The 19,848-nt window shown below is 74.4% G+C and carries 20 protein-coding genes; 8 read left to right on the top strand and 12 right to left on the bottom strand.

Going from position 1 to position 19,848, the window contains the following annotated elements:
- Window positions 1-439 precede the first annotated feature (439 nt).
- Window positions 440-565 (bottom strand): hypothetical protein, encoded by a 126-nt coding sequence (locus ICW24_RS19300; RefSeq protein WP_264176421.1) that lies wholly within the window; start codon window positions 563-565, stop codon window positions 440-442.
- Here ICW24_RS19300 and ICW24_RS08940 point away from each other — a divergent pair.
- Complete coding sequence (locus ICW24_RS08940) at window positions 564-1,736, top strand: hypothetical protein (protein WP_226345378.1); 1,173 nt, start codon at window positions 564-566, stop codon at window positions 1,734-1,736. The two genes, ICW24_RS19300 and ICW24_RS08940, sit on opposite strands and share 2 nt — an antisense overlap.
- 422 nt (window positions 1,737-2,158) lie before the next feature.
- On the opposite strand, the gene ICW24_RS08935 is transcribed toward ICW24_RS08940, so the two are convergent.
- From ICW24_RS08935 to ICW24_RS19910, 4 genes are all read right to left on the bottom strand, one after another.
- Window positions 2,159-2,968 carry a spermidine synthase gene (locus ICW24_RS08935; RefSeq protein ID WP_226345377.1) on the bottom strand — a complete coding sequence of 270 codons (810 nt, stop codon included), beginning with the start codon at window positions 2,966-2,968 and terminating at the stop codon, window positions 2,159-2,161.
- Window positions 2,965-5,412: a molybdopterin-dependent oxidoreductase gene (locus tag ICW24_RS08930; RefSeq protein WP_226345376.1), complete on the bottom strand. Its 2,448-nt coding sequence runs from the start codon at window positions 5,410-5,412 to the stop codon at window positions 2,965-2,967. The genes ICW24_RS08935 and ICW24_RS08930 overlap by 4 nt, the downstream gene beginning before the upstream one ends.
- A 158-nt stretch (window positions 5,413-5,570) precedes the next feature.
- Window positions 5,571-6,905 (bottom strand): dicarboxylate/amino acid:cation symporter, encoded by a 1,335-nt coding sequence (locus ICW24_RS08925; RefSeq protein ID WP_226345375.1) that lies wholly within the window; start codon window positions 6,903-6,905, stop codon window positions 5,571-5,573.
- A gap of 64 nt (window positions 6,906-6,969) precedes the next feature.
- A complete protein-coding gene (locus ICW24_RS19910) occupies window positions 6,970-7,137 on the bottom strand; it encodes a putative leader peptide (RefSeq protein ID WP_372360566.1) in 168 nt (55 codons plus the stop codon).
- On the opposite strand from ICW24_RS19910, the gene ICW24_RS08920 reads away from it, so the two are divergent.
- The 5 genes from ICW24_RS08920 (at window position 7,118) to purM (ending at window position 11,763) form a co-directional block, all read left to right on the top strand.
- Window positions 7,118-7,480, top strand: a complete 363-nt coding sequence (locus ICW24_RS08920) for a sterol carrier family protein (RefSeq protein ID WP_226345374.1) — start codon at window positions 7,118-7,120, stop codon at window positions 7,478-7,480. The genes ICW24_RS19910 and ICW24_RS08920 overlap by 20 nt on opposite strands.
- 173 nt (window positions 7,481-7,653) lie before the next feature.
- Complete coding sequence (locus ICW24_RS08915; protein ID WP_307781322.1) at window positions 7,654-8,544, top strand: LLM class flavin-dependent oxidoreductase; 891 nt, start codon at window positions 7,654-7,656, stop codon at window positions 8,542-8,544.
- 10 nt (window positions 8,545-8,554) lie between these two features.
- Complete coding sequence (locus ICW24_RS08910) at window positions 8,555-8,911, top strand: hypothetical protein (RefSeq protein ID WP_226345581.1); 357 nt, start codon at window positions 8,555-8,557, stop codon at window positions 8,909-8,911.
- Between the two features lie 40 nt (window positions 8,912-8,951).
- Window positions 8,952-10,493, top strand: a complete 1,542-nt coding sequence (purF, locus tag ICW24_RS08905) for an amidophosphoribosyltransferase (RefSeq protein WP_226345373.1) — start codon at window positions 8,952-8,954, stop codon at window positions 10,491-10,493.
- A gap of 133 nt (window positions 10,494-10,626) precedes the next feature.
- Window positions 10,627-11,763 (top strand): phosphoribosylformylglycinamidine cyclo-ligase, encoded by a 1,137-nt coding sequence (purM, locus tag ICW24_RS08900; protein ID WP_226345372.1) that lies wholly within the window; start codon window positions 10,627-10,629, stop codon window positions 11,761-11,763.
- A 124-nt stretch (window positions 11,764-11,887) separates the two neighbouring features.
- Here the strand turns inward: purM and ICW24_RS08895 are convergent, their stop codons facing one another.
- Window positions 11,888-12,085, bottom strand: coding sequence for a DUF3073 domain-containing protein (locus ICW24_RS08895; RefSeq protein ID WP_226345573.1), 198 nt, complete (start codon window positions 12,083-12,085; stop codon window positions 11,888-11,890).
- Between the two features lie 434 nt (window positions 12,086-12,519).
- Here ICW24_RS08895 and ICW24_RS08890 point away from each other — a divergent pair, with 434 nt between their 5' ends.
- A complete protein-coding gene (locus tag ICW24_RS08890; protein WP_226345371.1) occupies window positions 12,520-12,693 on the top strand; it encodes a BldC family transcriptional regulator in 174 nt (57 codons plus the stop codon).
- 64 nt (window positions 12,694-12,757) lie between these two features.
- On the opposite strand, the gene csrA is transcribed toward ICW24_RS08890, so the two are convergent.
- The 3 genes from csrA to flgN form a co-directional block, all read right to left on the bottom strand.
- Window positions 12,758-13,054, bottom strand: a complete 297-nt coding sequence (gene csrA / locus ICW24_RS19295) for a carbon storage regulator CsrA (protein ID WP_307781321.1) — start codon at window positions 13,052-13,054, stop codon at window positions 12,758-12,760.
- Between the two features lie 160 nt (window positions 13,055-13,214).
- Window positions 13,215-13,616 carry a flagellar assembly protein FliW gene (locus ICW24_RS08880; protein WP_226345370.1) on the bottom strand — a complete coding sequence of 134 codons (402 nt, stop codon included), beginning with the start codon at window positions 13,614-13,616 and terminating at the stop codon, window positions 13,215-13,217.
- Window positions 13,617-13,633: 17 nt separating this feature from the next.
- Complete coding sequence (flgN, locus tag ICW24_RS08875; protein WP_226345369.1) at window positions 13,634-14,152, bottom strand: flagellar export chaperone FlgN; 519 nt, start codon at window positions 14,150-14,152, stop codon at window positions 13,634-13,636.
- A 549-nt stretch (window positions 14,153-14,701) separates the two neighbouring features.
- Between flgN and ICW24_RS08870 the strand changes: the two genes are divergently transcribed.
- Window positions 14,702-15,577 (top strand): sigma-70 family RNA polymerase sigma factor, encoded by an 876-nt coding sequence (locus tag ICW24_RS08870; protein WP_226345368.1) that lies wholly within the window; start codon window positions 14,702-14,704, stop codon window positions 15,575-15,577.
- A 356-nt stretch (window positions 15,578-15,933) separates the two neighbouring features.
- Here ICW24_RS08870 and ICW24_RS08865 read toward each other — a convergent pair whose 3' ends face one another.
- The 3 genes from ICW24_RS08865 to ICW24_RS08855 form a co-directional block, all read right to left on the bottom strand.
- A complete protein-coding gene (locus ICW24_RS08865) occupies window positions 15,934-17,181 on the bottom strand; it encodes a hypothetical protein (protein WP_226345367.1) in 1,248 nt (415 codons plus the stop codon).
- Window positions 17,178-18,977 (bottom strand): NAD(P)-binding protein, encoded by a 1,800-nt coding sequence (locus ICW24_RS08860; protein WP_226345366.1) that lies wholly within the window; start codon window positions 18,975-18,977, stop codon window positions 17,178-17,180. Before ICW24_RS08860 ends, ICW24_RS08865 begins: the two co-directional genes overlap by 4 nt.
- A gap of 72 nt (window positions 18,978-19,049) precedes the next feature.
- On the bottom strand, window positions 19,050-19,559 hold the full coding sequence (locus tag ICW24_RS08855) for a GNAT family N-acetyltransferase (RefSeq protein WP_226345365.1): 510 nt from the start codon (window positions 19,557-19,559) through the stop codon (window positions 19,050-19,052).
- Window positions 19,560-19,848 lie beyond the last annotated feature (289 nt).

The raw sequence follows: 19,848 nt of genomic DNA, 5'->3' as shown, positions 1-19,848 counted from the left end.
CATGCACATCGACCTGCGCGCGCGCCGTCACGCCACCGTGGCCACGCCCTGACCGCCCTGACCGCCGGGGCCGTCTTCGCCGGCCCCGCGTCCGCGACCAACGAGGGCACGAAGAGCGGGAACGCCACCACCGGCTGCGCGCTCTCGTGGGACGCCCACACGATCATGGACCGCGACGGCCTCGCCGACGGCAACGGCGACGGCTCGCCCGACGTGCCCGCCGCGCTCATGACGACGCTGGCCGGCGCCGACCGACTACTCCAACGGCGGCTACGTCCGCGAGGTGTCGCCGAAGCTCGACGGGTCGCCCGGCAACTTCGAGATCCAGCACTGGGTCGAGAAGAAACCAGGTCAACTGGCGCATCTTCGTCGCCACCGACCACCCGATCTCGAACGCCGAGCTCACGCTCGACCTCCCGCCCGTGCCCGGTGGCGGCGCCTACACGGCGTCGGCGACCTCGTGGGGCTCGACCTGCGTCGAGCGGATCAAGGCGCCCTGGACGACGGTGAACACGCCCGAGAGCGTCTCCTCGACCCGGGTGGACCTCGGCGACATGCCGGCCATGTCCCACACGATGATCATGGTGTCGGCGCCGATCGACGCCGACTCCACCGCCTACCTCGACACGTACGAGGCGAGGGCGCACCTCTCGGGCTCGTACGCCCAGGGCGCCGGCTGCCAGGTCTCCCTCCCGCCCGTCCCGGCCACCCCGCAGGAGGGCCGCTGCGAGCAGGTCCTCGCGGGCCGGACCGTCCGTTCGCTGTCGGCGGGCGACATCGAGGTCCGCGACAAGTCGGGCGACGGTGGCGAGACGAACGCCGACGGATGGGGCGCCGCCCCGACCCCGATCTTCCGCCTGTACGGCGCGACGGACCGCGAGCTGACCGACGTCACGTACACGGCGAAGGCCGCGCAGGGCGTCGTCTTCACCAGTCACGACAGCTTTGGCTCCCCGGCCGCCGGACGCCTCACCTGGCCCTCGGCCGGGGCGTACACCGGCGCGGTCCAGGGCGCGAGCGAGCCTGTCATCAGCGCCGACGGCCGGACCGCCTCGATCACCTTCGCCAAGCTGCCCGCCAAGTCGTCGTTCAGCTTCAACGTGGTGGGCAAGGTCGACGGCAGTGGCGCGGCCATGGTTCTCGACCACGTCCTCGCCGGGTCGCTCACCGGGTGCGCCGCGACGCCGACCACGCCGCCCGCTCCGACGACGCCGGCACCGACGACGCCGTCCACGCCTGCGCCGACCACGCCTGCGCCGACCAGGCCGAGCACCCCGGCCCCGACGGTGCCGGCGCCGGCGAAGCCGACCACGCCCGCCACGCCTGCCCCGGCCAACCGGGTCGTCGTGCCGGCGAAGCCCGCGGCCAAGACCGTCACGCGCACGTTCCAGGTCGACCGGTACACCCCGCGCACCGCCGCGCAGGCCGCGGTCGTGGCCCGCCTCGACGACGACGGGCGCCTGCGCTACCGCGAGGACCGGGCGCTGTGGGGCGCGAGCCGCCACCAGTTCGTCCGCGTCACCGTCCCGGCCCGCGCCACGAACGACCAGGTCGCCGCCGCGATCAACCGCGCCACCGGCCGCGCCGTCGGTGACATCGCCACCGGCGCCCGCCTGCGCACCGCCGCCAAGGGCCGCGCCTACGTCATCGCGTGGGAGCTCGGCCGCGGCGCGACCACCAAGGCCGCGTGGGGCCCGCGCACGAACGTCGCGCAGACCTTCTTCGGTCGCTCCTGATCCACGGTCCCGGCTCGGCCGGTGCGGGTCCTGACGGTCCTCCCGGGCCGCCCGCTCCGGCCGATACCGGGGCCGCGCACACCCCCTCCGCCCCCTCCGAGAGCGGGCCCGCCCCCGGGCCCGAGGCGACTCTCGCGCGACGCCCGTCACGGCCTCACTCCGGTGAGGCGGTGGCGGGCGTCGTCGTTCTCGGCGGACGCCCCGGGGCGGGGAGGCGGTCCGACCGGTGGACCATGCCGTTCGTGCACGCCCGGGCGCTGTGGCGGCGTGGTCGAGCGCCGCGGCACAGCTCACGGGGCGGGACCTCGGTTCGCCTGGTGGACGATGCCGTTCGTGCTCGCCCGGCGCGCTCCGACCCCCTCGTCGAGTCGCTACGGCGTGGCTCAGCGTAGGCACCGACGCGCGACGGCAGGGGCGTGCCGTCAGACCGGGCGCCAGCGTTCCCCGCGGGGCGGCTCGGGCGAGCCCGTCGCGTCGTCGGGCGTGAACGGGCGGGCGGTCGCCGACATCTTCGTCACCTGCGCGGGGCCGCGTACCCCCGACGGGAAGGGTGAGGCCCGCAGCCACCGGTCGAGACCCTCGACGTCGAGCGCGGTCGCGCTCGCGGCGAGGACGACGTTGCCGAACCGCCGCCCCTTGAGGATGTCGTGGGTCGCGACGAGGGCGCGCTGACCGAGCCCGGCGGCGGCGCACCCGGCGGCCACGCGCGCGACGAACCGCAGCCCGGGCTCGTCGGTGAGGTTGCACAGGACGATCCCGCCGGTCCGGAGCACCCGCGCGACCTGCGCGAACCACGCCCCCGTCGTCAGCTCCGCCGGGACCCGGCCGTCGGCGAACGCGTCGAGCACGGCGACGTCGGCCGAGGCGTCCTTGAGGGCGGCCATGCCAGCGGCGCCGTCGACCCCGCGGACCCGGATGCGGTGCCCCCGCGGCAGCGGCACGACCTCCCGCACGGCGGCGGTGAGCGCCTCGTCGGGTTCGAGGACGATCTGCGGCGACCCCGGCCGCGTGTGCTGCACGTACCGCGGCACGGCGAGCCCCGCCCCGCCGACGTGCGTCACCGCGAGCGGCGCCGGCGCCGGGGCGGGGAGGGCGTCGAGGCAGGCCGCGAGGTGCTGCACGTACTCGAACGGCAGGAAGCCCGGGTCGTCCGGGTCGACGAACGACTGCGGGAACCCGTCGGCGAGGACGGTCACCCCGCGCTCCTCGTCGCGGAACTCGACGCGGCTCACGCCGGCGGCTCGAACGCGCGCACGGGCGGCGCTTCGCCCTCGAACCGTTCGACCTGCACGAGGACGTGCTGGCCCGTGCACGCCTGCGCGAGCCCCGAGGTGGGGCGGTCGGCCGTGAGCGCGTTGGGGTTGCCGTGCCGGCACGTGCCGGGCAGCCCCGGGGACAGGGCGGCGTCGCCTGGGTGGTCGTGGTCGTGGTCGGGCCGGGGGTGGCCGGCGCCGTCCGAGTGTCCCGAGTGGTCGCCGTCGTCGGGGTCGAACCAGGCGCCCGTCGAGAGCTGCGCGACCCGGGGCCGCACGTCCTCGGTGACGACCGCGCCCGCGAGGCACGCCCCGCGCGCCGAGAACACGCGCACGACGTCGCCGTTCGCGATGCCCCGCGCCGCCGCGTCGGCCGGGTGGAGCCGGATCGGTTCGCGTCCCGCGACCTTGCCCGCCTGCGACGCGGCGCCGTGGTCGAGCTGGCTGTGCAGCCGCGCCGCGGGCTGGTTCGCCACGAGGTGGATCGGGTACTCCTGCGCGACCGGTGAGCCCAGCCACTCGACGGGTTCGAGCCACGTGGGGTGCGGCGGGCAGTCGGGCAGGCCGAACCCGGCGATCGTCTCGCTGTACAGCTCGATCCGCCCCGAGGGCGTCGGCAGCCGGTGCCGCACGGGGTCCCCGCGGAAGTCCGCGAACGCCGTGATCGGGCCGAGCGTGGGCAGGTCGAGCGCGCCGGCGGCGAGGAACTCCTCGACGTCCGGCAGCGTCGGCGTCGGCACGTCCGGCGGCACGACCCGCCGCGCGTGGACGTCCTCGCGCCACCCCTCATACAGGTGCCGGATCCACGCGTCGGCGTCGCGACCCTCGGTGAACGTCTCGCCGACCCCCAGGCGGCCGGCGAGGGCCGCGAAGGTGTCGTAGTCGTCGCGGGCCTGGGCGAAGCGCGGTACCGCGGCCCGCATCGACACGAGCCGGGCCGAGCCCCGCGTGCCGCCGATGTCGTCGCGTTCGAGGCTCGTCGTCGAGGGGATGACGATGTCGGCGTGCCGCGCCATCGGGGTCCAGTACGGGTCGTGGACGACGACCGTGTCGGCCCGCCCGAGCGCGGCCCGGAGCCGGAACAGGTCCTGGTGGTGGTGGAACGGGTTGCCGCCCGCCCAGTACACGAGGCGGATGCCGGGGTAGACGAACCGGCCGCCGTCGTACGTGAACTCCTCGCCCGGCCGGGTGAGCAGGTCGGTGACGCGCGCGACGGGCGCGAACGCCCGCACGGGGTTGACGCCCTGCGGCAGCGACGGCAGCTTGAACGGGGCCGGCGACAGGCCCGGCTTGTTCATCGACCCGTACCCGTTGCTGTAGCCGCCGCCCGGCAGCCCGATCTGCCCGAGGAACGCGGCCAGCGCGAGGGCCGCCCACAGGGGCTGTTCGCCGTACTGGGTGCGCTGCAGCGACCACGTCACCGTCACCATCGTGCGGCTCGCGGCCATGAGCCGGGCGAGCGCGACGATGCGCCCGGCCGGGATCTCGCAGATCGCCTCCGCCCAGGCGGGGGTCTTCGGCACGCCGTCGGACTCCCCGCGCACGTAGGCGCGCACGGCCGGCGCGCCGACGCAGTACCGGGCGAGGAACCCGTCGTCGGCCAGGCCCTCGGCGTCGAGGACGTGCACGAGCGCGAGCATGAGCGCGACGTCGGTCCCGGGCCGGATCGGCAGCCAGGCCGGGGCAGCCGGGCCGCCGTGGCGCCCGGACCCGACGAACCACGTGTCCTCGACGGCCTGCGCCCCGCCGAGGTCGTCGCGCAGCGGGCTCACCGAGACCAGCCGTGCGCGCCGCGCCGCGAGCCCGGCGAGGCCGTCGGGGGCGGGGTGGTCGCCGGTGCCGCCCGAGTCGGTGCCCGTGTTCTTCACCGGCACCCCGCCGAAGCACACGAAGACCTCGGTGTGCTCGGCGAGGACGTCCCACGTCGTCGCGAACTGGGTGAGGACGCCCTCGTCCGTGACGATGTGCGGCAGGATCACCTCGCTCGCGCCCGTCGAGTAGCTGTTGACGGAGCGCGTGTACCCGCCGATGACGTTGAGGAAGCGGTGGAGCTGGCTCTGCGCGTGGTGGAAGCGACCCGCGCTGGCCCACCCGTAGGAGCCGCCGTAGATCGCCGCGTTGCCGTGCTCGCGGCGGACCCGGTCGAGCTCGGCCGCGAGGGCGTCGAGGACCTCGTCCCAGCCGGGGCGGACGAACTCGTCGCGGCCGCGGCGGTCGGTCGGGCCCGGCCCGCCCTCCAGCCAACCGCGGCGCACCGCCGGGCGATCCACCCGGGAGCGGTGCGTCACCGAGCCCGGGATGTTCGCGAGCAGCGGCGACGGCGCGCGATCGCCGCTCCACGGGGTGACCGCGGTGACCTCGCCGCCGTCGGCGTGCGCCGTGAACATGCCCCAGTGCGCGGCCTGGGAGACCTCGGTGCTCATCCCCCTACCTTCCCACCGCCCCGCCGGGCACTGCTCACGCCCGTTGCCCGCCCGCGGCTCGCGCTGTCCCCACGTCTGCCGCCGGTCCCGACACGGCGCGACGCCCGCTCCCCGGGGTGACCGGGGGCGGGCGTCGCGGGTGAGGTGCGCGCTCGCGCTCAGCGCGCGGCGGCGAGCTCGCGCTCGGGCGCCTCCTCGTCGAGGGAGGCGTTGGGGCCGTCGTACACGTCGCGGTCGAGGATCCCCTCGCGGGCGGCGACGAGCGTCGTCATCGCGGCCTGACCCGCGACGTTCGTCGCGGTGCGCATCATGTCGAGGATCGGGTCGATCGCCAGCAGCAGTCCGGCGCCCGCGAGCGGGAGGCCGAGCGTGCTCAGCGTCAGCGTGAGCATGACGATCGCGCCGGTCAGCCCCGCCGTCGCGGCCGAGCCCACCACGGACACGAACGCGATGAGGACGTAGTCGGTGACGTCGAGCGGGACGCCGAAGATCTGCGCCACGAAGATCGCGGCGAGGGCCGGGTAGACCGCCGCGCAGCCGTCCATCTTCGACGTCGCGCCGAAGGGGATGGCGAACGAGGCGTAGTCGCGCGGCACGCCGAGGCGCTCGATCGCCACCCGCTGCGTGAGCGGCATCGTCCCGACGGAGCTGCGCGAGACGAACGCGAGCTGGATCGCCGGCCAGGCGCCCGCGAAGAACCGGCGCGGGTTCAGGCGGCCGAACACCGACAGCAGCAGCGGGTAGACGACGAACATGACGATCGCGCAGCCGACGTACACGTCGACGGTGAACGTCGCGAGCGGGCCGAGGAGGTCCCAGCCGTACTCCGCGACCGCGTGCCCGATGAGGCCGAGCGTGCCGATGGGGGCGAGGCGGATGACCCACCAGAGGGCCTTCTGCGTGATGTCGAGAGCGGCCGTGTTGAGCGTGAGGAACGGGCGGGCCCGCTCGCCGAGCTTCATCGCGGCGAGGCCGACGACGACGCCGAGGAACACGATCTGCAGCACGTTGCCCTCGACGAAGGCCGCGACGGGGTTCTCGGGGACGATGCCGGTGAGGAAGTCGGTCCAGCTGCCGGACTTCTCGGGGGCCTGCGCGCTGCCGGTGTCGAGGGTGACGCCCTGGCCGGGGTTGGTCAGCAGGCCGAGGCCGAGGCCGATCGACACGGCGATGAGCCCCGAGATCGCGAACCACAACAGCGTGCGCCCGGCGAGGCGCGCGGCGTTGTCCACGTGGGCGAGCTGCGCGATGCTCGCCACGACCGCGGTGAACACGAGCGGCGGCACCGCGAGCTTGAGCAGCTGGACGAACAGCGACCCGACGGTGTCGAGGGTCGCGGTCAGCCAGGTGAGGTCGCCCGCGCGGGCGACGAAACCGAGCGCGACGCCCAGGACGAGGGCGAGCAGCACCTGCACGCCGAACGACGGCAATCGGCGCGCCGGCCGGCGCGGGGTGGAGGAGGCCGCCGTGGCGGCCGAGGACGAATCGGACATGGGGGTCCTCCGGGATGTCGGAAGGTGAGGGTGCGGCGAAGGCGGGCCGCGAGGGGTGGGGGCGTCAGGCCGGACAGGCGGAACTGGCCAGCCGTCGCAGGTCGACGTGCCGGCGTCGGGTGAGTCCCCAGACGTTGTCCACGACGGCGTCAACGTGGCCCGCAGGGGGAATCTTCCGCACCCGTGCGCAAGCCCGGTGGGAGGATGAGCGGATGCCACCTCGTCGCCGCATCCCCGAACCGGACGGTCGGGCCGCCCTCGCGAGCTGGCGGGCCGACCCCGCGTCCGCCTCCCGAGCCGTCACCGCCACGGCGGTCCGCTACACCCTCGAGGAGCTGTCGCTGCGGGCTCCGGGCCACACGCTCGAGGTGCGCGTGCCGCCGTTCGGCGCGGTGCAGTGCGTGGAAGGCCCCCGGCACACGCGGGGGACGCCCCCGAACGTCGTCGAGACCGACGCGCCCACGTGGCTGGCGCTCGCGACGGGGGCGACGACCTGGGCGGACGCGGCGGCGTCGGGCGCGGTGCGGGCGAGCGGGCAGCGCGCGGACCTCACCGGTCTGCTGCCGCTGACCTGAGCCGGTCCGAGGCTCCGCGATCGAAGTACCGTACCGACGACATCGACGGGGCGCCGCCGCGCGTTCCCGCGCGTCGTCGCAGGTCGGGGCGGCGCGGGCCCAGTGAGGTTCCGGCCCGTGTCGTCCGGACGGTTCTTCGATCGCGGCGACGCCTCGCCCCGTAGCCTGCGGGCATGCGATTCGGCCTGGTGATCCTGCCCGAATACCCCTGGCGCGGGGCCGCAGCCATGTGGCGAGCGGCCGAGGAGCTGGGCTTCGACCACGCGTGGACCTACGACCACCTCGTGTGGGGCGGCCTCGTCGGGCACCCGTGGCACGCGACGATGCCGACGCTCACCGCCGCGGCCACCGTCACCTCGCGGATCGGGCTCGGCACGTTCGTGGCGAGCCCGAACTTCCGCCACCCCTACCCCTTCGCCCGCGACCTGATCACCCTCGACGACGTCAGCGACGGCCGCGCGATCGTCGGGATCGGCGCCGGGGGCGAACCCGACCTGACGATCCTCGGCGGCGAGGAGCTCACTCCGCGCCGCCGCGGCGACCGGCTCGGGGAGTTCGTCGACCTGCTCGACGCGCTGCTCACCCGCGATCACGTCGACGCCACGGGGGAGTGGTTCACCGTCCGCGACGCCCGCACCGCACCCGGCCCCACCCGGTCGCCGCGGATGCCGTTCGTCGTCGCCGCGAACGGGCCCCGCTCGATGCGCATCGCCGCGCGGCGCGGCCAGGGCTGGGTGACGACCGGACGCGGCGGGGACGACGCCGCCACGTGGTGGCGCCGCGTCGCCGACCTCGTCGACCGGTTCGAGGCGGCCCTCGCCGACGCCGGCCGCGACCCCGCCGGCCTCGACGGTACCTGTCCCTCGACGCGGCTCCCGGCTACTCCCTCGCCTCGGCCGACCGGTTCGTCGACGACGTCGGGCGCGCCGCCGACCTCGGCTTCACCGACGTCGTCGCCCACCGGCCCCGCCGCGACGGCCACTACGCGGGCGACCTCGCGGTGCTCGAGGAGGTCGCCGCCCTCCTGCCCTCCCTGCGTCCAGGCGCGTGGGGGGCGCTCGTAGGCTGGTCCTCATGCCCGAGACGACCGACGAGCCCGACCCCGTCCGCGACGAGCGAGCCGCCGGGCGCACCGGTGCCGGCCCGGCCGGCGACGAGCGGACGGGCGACGAGCCGACGGGTGAGTCCGGCGCGGGACCCGAGCGGCGCGGGGTGGTCTACGTGCCCGTTCGGCGGTCGGTGAACTACCGCGCCTTCCTGCTCACCGGGGCGGTCGTCGGCCTCCTGCTCGGGCTGGCCTTCGACGCGATCACGCCGCAGGCGCCGGCGGTCACCGCCACGTCGGCCGCGGCCTACGTGGCCGTCATCGGCGCCCTGCTCGGGACGCTCGTCGGCGCGATCGTCGCGCTGCTGCTCGACCGCCGACGCTGACGCCACCGACCACCCGCCGGGCGTGTGGGAGACTGGCCGCGTGGCACGTGGTGACGGACGTCTGAACCATGACATTCTCCCCGGCGAGAAGGGCCCTCAGGACGCATGCGGCGTGTTCGGGGTCTGGGCGCCGGGCGAGGAGGTCGCCAAGCTCACCTACTTCGGGCTGTACGCCCTGCAGCATCGCGGGCAGGAGTCCGCGGGCATCGCCGCCAGCGACGGACACCGCCTCCTCGTCTACAAGGACATGGGGCTGGTCAGCCAGGTCTTCGACGAGACGAGCCTGACCATGCTGTCGGGCCACATCGCCGTCGGGCACACCCGCTACTCGACCACGGGCGGCAGCACGTGGGAGAACGCGCAGCCCACGCTCGGCGGCGCGGACGACTCGACCATCGCCCTCGTGCACAACGGCAACCTCGTCAACACCCGCGAGCTGCGCGACCTCGTCGCCGACAGCGGCAGCGCCAACGCCCTGTCGGGCGAGCTGCGGCGGGGCAACACGACCGACACGGCCCTGGTCACGGCCCTGCTCGCCGACGGCGAGCACCCCGACCTCGAGCAGCGCGCGATGCAGGTGCTGCCCCTGGTCAAGGGCGCGTTCACGTTCGTCTTCATGGACGAGCACACGCTGTACGCGGCGCGAGACCCCCAGGGCATCCGTCCCCTCGTCCTCGGCCGCCTCGAGCGGGGGTGGGTCGTCGCGAGCGAGACCGCCGCCCTCGACATCGTCGGGGCCAGCTTCGTGCGCGAGGTCGAACCCGGGGAGCTCGTCGTCGTCGACGTCGACGGGCTGCGGTCCCGGCAGTTCGCCACGCCGGACCCGAAGGGCTGCGTCTTCGAGTACGTCTACCTCGCGCGCCCCGACACGACGATCAGCGGCCGCGGCGTCCACGAGTCGCGCGTCGAGATGGGCCGCGTCCTCGCGCGTGAGCACCCGGTCGAGGCCGACATGGTCATGCCCACCCCGGAGTCGGGGACCCCGTCGGCCATCGGGTACGCCGAGGAGTCGGGCATCGCGTACGGGCAGGGCCTCGTCAAGAACGCCTACGTGGGCCGGACGTTCATCGCCCCCAGCCAGACCATCCGCCAGCTCGGCATCCGCCTCAAGCTCAACCCGTTGCGCGAGGTCATCCACGGCAAGCGCCTCGTCGTCGTCGACGACTCCATCGTGCGCGGCAACACCCAACGCGCGCTCGTGCGGATGCTGCGCGAGGCCGGCGCCCGCGAGGTGCACGTGCGCATCAGTTCGCCGCCCGTGAAGTGGCCGTGCTTCTACGGCATCGACTTCGCGACCCGGGCCGAGCTCATCGCCAACGGGCTCGACACCGACGAGATCTGCCGCTCCCTCGGCGCCGACTCGCTCGGCTACATCTCGGCCGACGGCATGATCGCCGCGACGCAGCAGCCGCGGGAGCGGCTGTGCACGGCGTGCTTCTCGGGCGAGTACCCCATCCCGGTGCCGACGGCCACCGCCACCGAGCACCTCTTCGAGCTCGAGCTCATGCCCGACAACACCGGCCCCGACAACGTGGCCGGCGGCCACGACGTCGCCCGGACCGCCCCGGTCGACGCCCGCTAGCCTGCGCGGTCGAGCGGCCGGGCCGGCCGTGCCGGCATCGCCACCGGCGCCGTGCCGGTCAGACCCTTCCGCCACCCTTCCCGCCCCCTCCACCCGCGTCGCGACGGCGACGCCCAGGAAAGGACCCACGAGCATGAGCGAGCCCAGCGGCACCCCCGGACTCACCTACGCCGCGGCGGGGGTCGACGTCGAGGCGGGCGACCGGGCCGTCGAGATCATGAAGGCGCACGTCGCCCGGGCGCAGCGGCCCGAGGTGATCGGTGGCCTCGGCGGCTTCGCCGGCATGTTCGACGCGTCCGCGCTGCGCGGCATGCGGCGCCCCGTGCTCGCGACGAGCACCGACGGGGTGGGCACCAAGGTCGCCGTCGCGCAGGCGATGGACAAGCACGACACCGTCGGCTTCGACCTCGTCGGGATGGTCGTCGACGACATCGTCGTCAGCGGGGCCGAACCCCTGTGCATGACCGACTACATCGCGTGCGGGAAGGTCGTCCCCGAGCGGATCGCCGCGATCGTGTCGGGCATCGCGGAGGCGTGCCGGGTCGCCGGCGTCGCGCTCGTCGGCGGCGAGACCGCGGAGCACCCGGGGCTGCTCGGCCCCGACGAGTACGACATGGCCGGGGCGGCGACCGGCGTCGTCGAGTTCGACGACGTGCTCGGGCCGCAGCGTGTCCGCGCGGGGGACGCCGTCGTGGCGCTCGCGTCGTCGGGTCTGCACTCGAACGGCTACTCGCTCGTCCGGGCCGTGTTCGGCGCCGCCGGCTGGGGGTACGACCGGTACGTCGAGGAGTTCGGGCGCAGCCTCGGCGAGGAGCTGCTCGAGCCCACGCGCGTGTACGCCGCGATGCTCCTGCAGCTCGCGCGGGACCCGGAGATCGACCTGCACGCCCTGAGCCACGTCACGGGGGGCGGGCTCGCCGCGAACCTCGCGCGCGTGATCCCCGCTGGGGTCGTCGCGACGATCGACCGGTCCACGTGGGAGCCCCCGGCCGTGTTCGAGGTCGTGCGCGGCCTCGGCGACGTGCCCGTCGCCGACCTCGAGCGCACCCTCAACATGGGGGTCGGGTTCGTGGCCGTGCTCCCCGCGGAGCAGGCCGAGGCCGCCATCACCCGCAGCACCGAACTCGGGGTCGAGGCCTGGGCGCTGGGCACGGTCGAGGACGACATCGACGGTGACACCGAGGGCGCGGCCGACCCGGACGTGGTCCGCGGGGCCAAGGGCGTCGACGGGGGCGCCGTGAGGATGATCGGGCGCTACGACGGGGCGTGACGCACGTCCACCCCGCAACCGCCGACCCGCCGGCCTCCCTGCCCCGTCCGTGGGGGACGTGGAGGGGAGGCCGGCGGGTCGTGGTGGAGGGGTGGTGTGGCGGGTGCTCCCGGAGGAGCGATGCTCAGCGGTCGCCCGACACCCAGCGGTCGTCGTCGTCGTCGGCGTAGTCGTCGGAGTCCCGACTCGGCCCTCGGCTCGAGTCCGGCACCCTCGGTCCGTGAAGCTCACGCTCCAGGGCGCTGAAGTCCGTGTTGGGCGTCGAGTACTTCAACTCGCGCGCCACCTTGGTCTGCTTCGCCTTTGCACGGCCGCGCCCCATGGCGTCGACCCCCTCACGCGTCTGCCGGAGCCGCATCATCCGGGCCCGCTGTGCGGAGTCGCACACCCGCGCGGGTCGAGACGGAGCAGCTCCGGGAATCTCGTATGTTCGTGCTGACCACCGTACAGGAGCGGCGCGCGTCCTCGGAACCGCAGGGCGGTGTCGCGGGCGCCCGACGGGAGGACTCGTCGGTCCTCAGCGCGTGGTCCCGTGGTCCGTCAAGGATACGCTCGTGGTCCATTGCCCCGTCGCCCATCGCTGATCGCCAGCGGCCGGGAGCGCCGGCAAGACTTCCCCTGAAGACAGCGCTGAGAAGCAAGCGTGAGGCCAACCCCATGAATGATCGTTCCCCGTCCCCGTCCGCCACCGTGCCTGCCGCCCCGCCCGCCCCCCGGCCGGGCGATCCCCCGGAGCCGTCGGGCGCGGACACCCTGATGACCCCCGCCGAGGTGGCGGCCCTGTTCCGGGTCGATCCCAAGACGGTCACGCGGTGGGCCGTGGCGGGCAAGCTCCAGTCGTTCCGCACCCTCGGCGGCCATCGGCGGTACCGCTCGTCCGAGGTGCACGCGCTGCTCGCCGACGCGCGCGGAGAGCGCCAGGGCGACTAGCGGACGGGCGTACGCGAACCGCCCGGGACGCAGGGAGCGTCTCGGGCGGTTCGGCGGACCGGGCTCAGGCCTGATCGGGTGGCGGCGACGCGCAGCCCCCCGAGGTCGGCCCGTCGGCGCCGGTCCCGCGCGGCGAGGCCGCGTGGATGCGCTTGGCGAGGGCGGCGGCGGAGCCGGGCTTGACGGCCGAATCCGCGTTCGCCTTCTGGAGGTCGTGGTAGATCTCCTCCCGGTGGATGTCGACGTCGGACGGTGCCTTGATGCCGATGCGCACCGTGTCACCGTTCACCTCGAGCACGGTGACCACGACGTCGTGGCCGATCAGCAGGCTCTGCTGCGGGCGGCGACTGAGAACCAACACGGGAAGGTCCTTCTCTTGGAGGGGAGTTGCTGTTGCCTTCTCGTCAGGCTACAGCGCGGGCGTGAGCCCCGGGCGTCCTCGACGCGCCGTCCTGCGCGCTCTCGGGTCCGCCCGGGGCCGCACGTGGTGCGTGGCGGCGCCCCCGGTCGAGGGGCCGGGATCAGGAGGTCGGGAACGCCGCCCGGAGCGGGAGCTCCTGGTTGACGAGCACGACCTGCATCGCGTTCTTCGTCCGCTTGTTGACGACGACGGGGGCCAGGAGGTTCGCGCCGGGCGGCTCCTCCTCGCTACCGAGGTTGACGAGCAGGAGCACGAGGGCGTCGTCGGCGCTCTCGAGCTCGAGGCGCTGCGCCGTCTCGGGGTCGATGACCGGCGAGTACTCCGGGAAGTAGGGGCTCGGGACGACGACGACGAATCCCATGTCGGGCACGTCGAGGCAGTCCATCTCGTACAGGCCGCCCTCGCTCTCGGTGAGCCGGAAGCGCTGGGCCGCCGGGAAGCCGACGAGGCCCATCGGCAGGTTCAGGTCGACGTGCGTCATGGTCTGCGCGGTCGTGGTCATGTGTTCGTGCTCCCCACTCAGGTTCTCTGATCGAACAGGTGAAGCGAACGGCGGCTCTCTCGGGTGCCGCTCGCGGTGTACGTCGCCCCTTCGGGCGAGTGATTGAAGCGTTCGAGCGTCTCCTGAACGGCCCGGTAGCTCGCCTCGAGCATCTCGCTGTTGGACCGGCTCAGCCGGGACAGCTCGTTCGTGGCGGTCGTGAGGGCGTTCCGGTGCTCGCCCAGGACCTGGTCCCAGGGGGCCGGCGCCGCGGCGGCGATCTCGGAGAGGGGAGTGTCCGGGGCCAGGCCCAGTGCGTCGCACACCGGGCCCGCGTCGACCGCGCGCATGAGTTCGGCCTCGCGCATCTCGGCGATGACCGCCTCGATCTCGCGAGTGGAACGGCCCATCCACCTGGTGCGGCCGTTCTCCATGAGGACCTGCTGCACCTCGAGCTTGTACGACAGGACCTCGATGAGTTCCTGGATACGCCACAGGCCGGTCGACAGACCGGACAGTGCCATCAGGGCGGCGTCGGAGGGGAGGGCCGTGTTCACGCGTGCCTCGCTTCGTTCACGAGTCCCACATCGACCCCGGGCGGGCACACCTGAGGGGTTCGTTCGCGCGGCCTGAGTCAGAGTCGGCCCGTGTTGGCCACGGCGGCAGGGGGATTGGTTCGCGGGCGCGAAGGGGGTGCGCGCCGCGGCCGCGGGAGGGGCGCCGAGCCGCGTCGCGCCGCGGGCGGTGGATCGAGGGGATGCGTGGGCCGGCGTCGCCGGGCGGCCGGCCGTGGCCGGGCCGGGGCGGCCGTGGCGAATCGGCGCGCCATTGCAGAATGTTCGTCGAATTCCGGGGTGGAACGACACCATTGTCATTCGTGTGCGGATGCGCCGGACGATCGTTCAGGAATTGCACCGAAGCGGCCTTGCCGGCCCTTTATTGGACACTCGTTCATCAATCCTCGGACCATCGTCCTGAAAGTAGGCTGGATGCATGCAACTCGAACTCTCAGACCCCTTGGGGACGATAAAAAGGCGTCTTGACCTGCGACGTCTCGAATAGTGGACTTAGTTGAGGGTTCAATGAATCCCGTCTGTACTGCGTAGGTGACTGCTTCTGAGAACCACCCGAAGGGCGCCTTGCCGGGCGTCGACGTGGATGAGCTGTGTCGGGCGCATGTGCCGTTGGTGCATTTTGAGGTGCGGGCGATCTCGTCGAGGTTGCCGGGTCATGTGTTCACGGATGATCTGGTGTCGGCGGGGATGGCTGCGTTGGCGATGGCGGCGCGGAGTTTTGATGTGAGTTTGGGTGTGCCGTTCGGTCGGTATGCGGTGCGTCGGATTCGTGGTGCGTTGTTGGATGAGTTGCGGTCGGCGGATTGGGCGACGCGGTCGTTGCGGTCGAAGGTGCGTCGTCGTGATGGGGTGCATGATGCGTTGGCGGCGTCGTTGGGTCGGCGTCCGTCGGATGTTGAGGTGGCGGCCGAGATGGGTGTGTCGGTGGCTGAGTTGGAGCGGGTGGATGCGGATCTGCATTCGTCGGTGGTGTTGCGGTTGGATGTGATCACGGACAGTGTGGGGGCGGATGCGGTGTTGCCGTCGTCGTCGGCGACGCCGGAGGCGGTGTTGGTGGCGCGGGAGCGGGCGGCGTATTTGCGGGATGCGGTGGAGGCGTTGCCGGAGCGGTTGGCTGCGGTGGTGCGGGGGTGTTTTTTCGAGGATCGGCCGATGCGGGAGTTGGCGGAGGAGCTCGGGGTGACGGAGTCGCGGATTTCGCAGATGCGGGCTGAGGCGTTGAAGTTGTTGCGGGATGGGATGAATGCGCAGTTGGCGCCGGAGTTGGTGGAGGCGGCGTCTGGTGGGGCGGTGGCGCGTCGGAAGGCGGCGTATTACGCGCAGATCGCGGCGCGGTCGTCGTATCGGGATCGGTTGACGTTGCCGGAGGGCATGAACCCCGCCCACGAGACCTACGAAGCGGTGTGAGTCGGCCGATAGGACGACCGGAACCACATGAGCCCGGGTGCGAGGCCCCCCAACCTCGACACCCGTGACGCCGGCTCCCCCTGCCGGTGTCGTCCAAGAGCCCCCGATGGTGTGCCCCCCAACACTCCAGCGGGGGCTCTTGCCGTCCCCGTGCCCGTCGGGCCGCCGCTCAGCGCCGTCCCGGCGTCACCCGGCGTCGGCGTGGCCGTGCCCGGAGGCGTCGCGGTGCGGGGCGTCGACTGGTGGCGATCATCGGACCGGCTCGCTCGGCAGGGCCCCGGAGGAAGCAGTTGCGGCGATCGCCGACGCGGAGGACCCGCGCCCCCCGCAGTTCCGCCCCGCCCCTGTCGGGAGGCTCAGGGGAGCGTCGTCGTCCACAGGCCGGGCGACGCGGCGTCGCCGGCGATGACGTCGATTCCGCCGGCCCGCAGGTGGACCTCACGCACGGGCGCGGCCGGCGTCGCGAGGCTCGCCCAACGCCCACCCGTCCGCAGGAAGACCCGGTCCCCGGCCGCCACGGCGAGGCGGTCGCCCCTCAGTGCCGGCGCCGGCGCCGGTGCGCCGGTCGGCGCGGGCGCGTCCGGCGCCGCCAGCCGCAGGGCGGGCCCCGAGCCCGGCGCCCACCACCACGCCCCGCGGTCGTCGACCCGCCCCAAGACGACGCATCCCGACGGGTCGCAGTCGGCGCCGGTGGCCTCGCCGACCGAGCCGCCCTCGGGGAGGTCGACCCGGGCGGCCCCGTCCGCGCCGGACCGCGTGCGCCACACCGCCGGTGCCCGCTGTACCGACCCCGGCCTCAGGTGGGTGACGCTGCCGGCCACGAGGACGCCGTCCCCGGCCGCCGTCACGCCGCTCACTCCGGCCAGCTCCGTCGCGGTGCTCGCCAGCGGGGTCGCGGCGGAGTCGCGCCGGACCCAGCGCCGGCGGGAGTCGAGGGTCCACAGCGCCGCGTCGAGCCCCGCCGCGCCCTCCCAGGACCCGGCGAGTACCGGCCCCGCCGGCGTGATCGCGGCCCCGACGAGGCCACCCGCACCCCACCCGCCGAACGCGTAGAAGCTCTGTGGGCGTTCGCGGATCTCGGCAAGGTCGCCCTCCCACGTCGTCCAGCGGGTGTTGGCGTGCGCGCCGCCGGGAGCGCCGCCGACGGCGACGACCCGCCGCCCGTCGGTCGCGAGCGATGTCCATCGGGCGAGCGGCGCGTAGGGCGACCCGGCGCCGGGCCGCGCCGGGACGTCACGCGTCACGGACCCCTCCTCCACGAGGAGCAGCCGCGGGCGGACCGCGGCGTCCGGGGCGTAGCCGCCGACGAGCAGGGAGGTGCCGGCGACGACCGCCGTGACGGGTAGGACGCCGTCGCGCAGCGCCACTTCGCGCCAGTCGGGGGTGACCTCGGTCGCCGGGATCTGCGCGCTCGGCGGTAGGACGGACGGGCCCCGGGAGGTGGTCTCGGCCGGGCCGGCCGGCGCGCTCGTGCACGCGGCGGCGACGCACCAGGCGAGGACGAGGACCGACGCCCAGGCCCGGCGGCGCGAGCGCCCCCGCGGGTGCGCGAATGGGCGTTCGGGTGGGCGGTGGCTCGGCCCCGCCCACCGCCCGGGGCTCATCGCCCCTCCGCCGCCTCGCCCGCGTCGGTCCCCGAGCTGGTCCTGCCCGCGTCCGTCCCCGAGTCGGTCCTGCCCGGGTTCGTCCCGGCCGCGTGGGTCCTCGTGTCTGTCGCGCCCGGGTTCGCCGTGGCTGCGTGGGTCGTCGTGTCTGTCGCGCCCGGGTTCGCCGTGGCTGCGTGGGTCGTCGTGTCCGTCCCGCCCGAGCTCGGCCCGGCCGCGTCGGTCCTCGTGTCTGTCCCGGGTGACGCCTTCCGGGCCGCGTCGGCTTCTGCGTCTGTCCCGGGCAGGTTGGGCCGGGACGGATCGGTCTTTATGTCTGTCCCGGGCGGGTTCACCCCTGCCGTGTGGGTCTTCGTGTCCGTCCCGTCCAGGTTCGTCCCGGCCGCGTCAGCCCCCGCGGCCGCTTCGCCGGCGTCCCCGTCGCCCAGAGTCGCCCCGTCCGCGTGCGCTCCGGCCCTGTCGGCGTCCACGTATCCGAGCAGCTCGGTCCAGGTGGCGATCTTCGTCCGCGGGCGGCCCTGGGCCCGGCCCAGCGCCGTCTCCGCCGCGTCGATGTCGCGCCAGTCGGCGAAGGTCGACGGGGAGAACCCGCGGCGGCGCATGGCCTCGCGGAGGTCGAGGGTCGGGGCGGGAGCGTCGGGGGTCGCAGCGAGGTCGTCGAGCAGGTGCCCGACGGTCTGCGCGGCGTCGGACTTGTTCGTGCCGATGACGCCGATCGGCCCCCGCTTGACCCACCCGACGCAATACTCCCCGCGCAGGGGTCGGCCGTCGGTACCGAGCACCCGGCCTTCGTCGTTGGGCACGATCGCGCGGTTCGGCTCGAACGGGACGTCGGGCAGCGGGCTGCCGCGGTACCCGATGGCGCGCAGCACGAGCTGCACGGGCACGGCCTCGAGGTCCCCGGTGCCCTCGAGCGCGCCGTCGCCGCCGATCCGGGTGCGCTCGAGGACCATGGCCCGGAGCCGGCCGTCGAGGCCGTCCATCTCGACCGGGCGCCGCCAGAACGCGAAGTGCAGACGCCGCGCGGCGTCCGGTCTGGCGCGGGCGGCGGCCGCCCGCAGCGCCTCGACGTTCCCGCGGGTGCGGCGGTCGAGGTCGGCGTCGTCGATGCCGTCGAACGCACCGGGCGACACGTGCACGGCGACGCCGGGGGTGTCGAGGAGCTCCCGCAGCTCCCGCGTCGTGTAGCTCGCGTGCTGGGGCCCGCGTCGGCCGACCACCCACACGTCCCGGACGGTGTGACGCCGGAGCTCGTCGAGGACGGCGGCGGGCATGTCGGTGTCCGCGAGCATGTGCGGCTCCTTGAGGAGGATGCGCGCGACGTCGACGGCCACGTTGCCCACACCGACCGTGGCGGCGCCCCTCACCCCGCGCAGGTGTTGGGGTCGGGCGTCGGGGTGCCCGCCGTACCAGGCGACGAACTCGCGGGCGCTGCGGCTGCCCTGAAGGTCCTCGCCGGGCACGCCCATGTGGACGTCCTCGGCCGCGCCCACCGCGTAGACGACGGCGTCGTAGGCGTCGAGCAGCTCGGCCCGGGTCGTGTCGCGGCCGAACTCGATCAGCCCCCAGAAGCGCACGTCGTCGTGGTCGAACGTGCGGGCCAGGGCCGTGGCGACGGCCTTGATGTTCTCGTGGTCGGGCGCGACCCCGTAGCGCAGGAGGCCGTACGGCGTCGGCAGCCGTTCGAGGAGGTCGATGCGCACGGGCACCCGGTCTTGGGCGGCGAGGGCCTGGGCCGTGAAGAGCCCCGACGGTCCTGCCCCGACGATCGCGATCCTGCGCCTTCGCTGCCGCATCCCCCCACCCTGGCACGAGCGCCGCCCCGCCCGCCCGCGCGCGCGTCGTCGGGGCCGACGGCGTCGGCCGGGTCAGCGCGGGCCGGGCGGCCGGTTCGAGAGCCCGTCGCGGCGGTAGGACAGCAGGCAGATCCCGGTGCGCGGCGACCAGTCCCGGTCGGCGAGCCGGCGGAAGCCGAGGCGCTCGTACAGGCGGTGGGCGGCGTGCATCCAGTCGCCGGTGGACAGCACGAGGGTGTCGAGGCCGGCGTCGCAGGCCCGGTCGAGACAGAGCTCGACGAGGGCCTGCCCGACGCCGCGCCCGCGCGCGGCCTCGTCGACCGCGAGCATCCGGAACTCGCCCTCGCCGGGCCGCGCCACCTCCTGCAGCGGCGACCCGGGGGGACACCACGTCACCGTGCCGAGCAGGTCGGCGCCGTCGAGGGCCACCCACAGCTCCGCGGCCGCCGCCCGCGTGGCCGCGTCGCGCAGCGTCGCCGCGTAGGGGTGGTCGGGGCCGATCACTCCGTCGGCCGCATACGCGGCGAGGGTCAGCTCGCCCACGGCGTCGAGCTCGGCGGGTGCGGCGAGGCGCAGGTCCATGCAGGCAGCGTAGGCCGACCCGTGCGCGGGGCGACCACCCTCGGGCGTCCGGGTCCAGGTCCGCGGCGGGGGCCGGAACGTCCGTGGGGTGGAGGTTCTCGGGCCTCCAGGTCCAGGCCCGCAGCGGGGCCGGCCCGTGCGCGGGGCGACCACCCTCGGGCGTCCAGGTCCAGGTCCGCGGCGGGGGCCGGAACGTCCGTGGGGTGGAGGTTCTTGTGCGGCTGGGGCCGGGTCCGCCGCGGGCCTGCCCGTCCGCGGGGGGCGTCCGCCGCGTCCGGGGCCAGGTGCG

Origin of the sequence: Agilicoccus flavus (assembly GCF_014857905.1) — a bacterium.
GTDB classification, from domain to species: domain Bacteria; phylum Actinomycetota; class Actinomycetes; order Actinomycetales; family Dermatophilaceae; genus Agilicoccus; species Agilicoccus flavus.
The sequence above is the reverse complement of the archived record's forward strand: the minus strand, read 5'-3'. Positions and strand labels throughout refer to the sequence as shown.

Bases quoted from the DNA above. Each gene is read 5' to 3' on its own strand.
- ICW24_RS08940 (WP_226345378.1), top strand. From the start codon at position 564: ATGTCCCACACGATGATCATGGTGTCGGCGCCGATCGACGCCGACTCC.
- ICW24_RS19300 (WP_264176421.1), bottom strand. From the start codon at position 565: ATGGCCGGCATGTCGCCGAGGTCCACCCGGGTCGAGGAGACGCTCTCG.
- ICW24_RS08930 (WP_226345376.1), bottom strand. From the start codon at position 5,412: ATGAGCACCGAGGTCTCCCAGGCCGCGCACTGGGGCATGTTCACGGCG.
- ICW24_RS08925 (WP_226345375.1), bottom strand. From the start codon at position 6,905: ATGTCCGATTCGTCCTCGGCCGCCACGGCGGCCTCCTCCACCCCGCGC.
- ICW24_RS08920 (WP_226345374.1), top strand. From the start codon at position 7,118: ATGCCACCTCGTCGCCGCATCCCCGAACCGGACGGTCGGGCCGCCCTC.
- ICW24_RS19910 (WP_372360566.1), bottom strand. From the start codon at position 7,137: ATGCGGCGACGAGGTGGCATCCGCTCATCCTCCCACCGGGCTTGCGCA.
- ICW24_RS08915 (WP_307781322.1), top strand. From the start codon at position 7,654: ATGCGATTCGGCCTGGTGATCCTGCCCGAATACCCCTGGCGCGGGGCC.
- ICW24_RS08910 (WP_226345581.1), top strand. From the start codon at position 8,555: ATGCCCGAGACGACCGACGAGCCCGACCCCGTCCGCGACGAGCGAGCC.
- purM (WP_226345372.1), top strand. From the start codon at position 10,627: ATGAGCGAGCCCAGCGGCACCCCCGGACTCACCTACGCCGCGGCGGGG.
- ICW24_RS08895 (WP_226345573.1), bottom strand. From the start codon at position 12,085: ATGGGGCGCGGCCGTGCAAAGGCGAAGCAGACCAAGGTGGCGCGCGAG.
- ICW24_RS08890 (WP_226345371.1), top strand. From the start codon at position 12,520: ATGACCCCCGCCGAGGTGGCGGCCCTGTTCCGGGTCGATCCCAAGACG.
- ICW24_RS08880 (WP_226345370.1), bottom strand. From the start codon at position 13,616: ATGACCACGACCGCGCAGACCATGACGCACGTCGACCTGAACCTGCCG.
- ICW24_RS08865 (WP_226345367.1), bottom strand. From the start codon at position 17,181: ATGAGCCCCGGGCGGTGGGCGGGGCCGAGCCACCGCCCACCCGAACGC.
- ICW24_RS08860 (WP_226345366.1), bottom strand. From the start codon at position 18,977: ATGCGGCAGCGAAGGCGCAGGATCGCGATCGTCGGGGCAGGACCGTCG.
- ICW24_RS08855 (WP_226345365.1), bottom strand. From the start codon at position 19,559: ATGGACCTGCGCCTCGCCGCACCCGCCGAGCTCGACGCCGTGGGCGAG.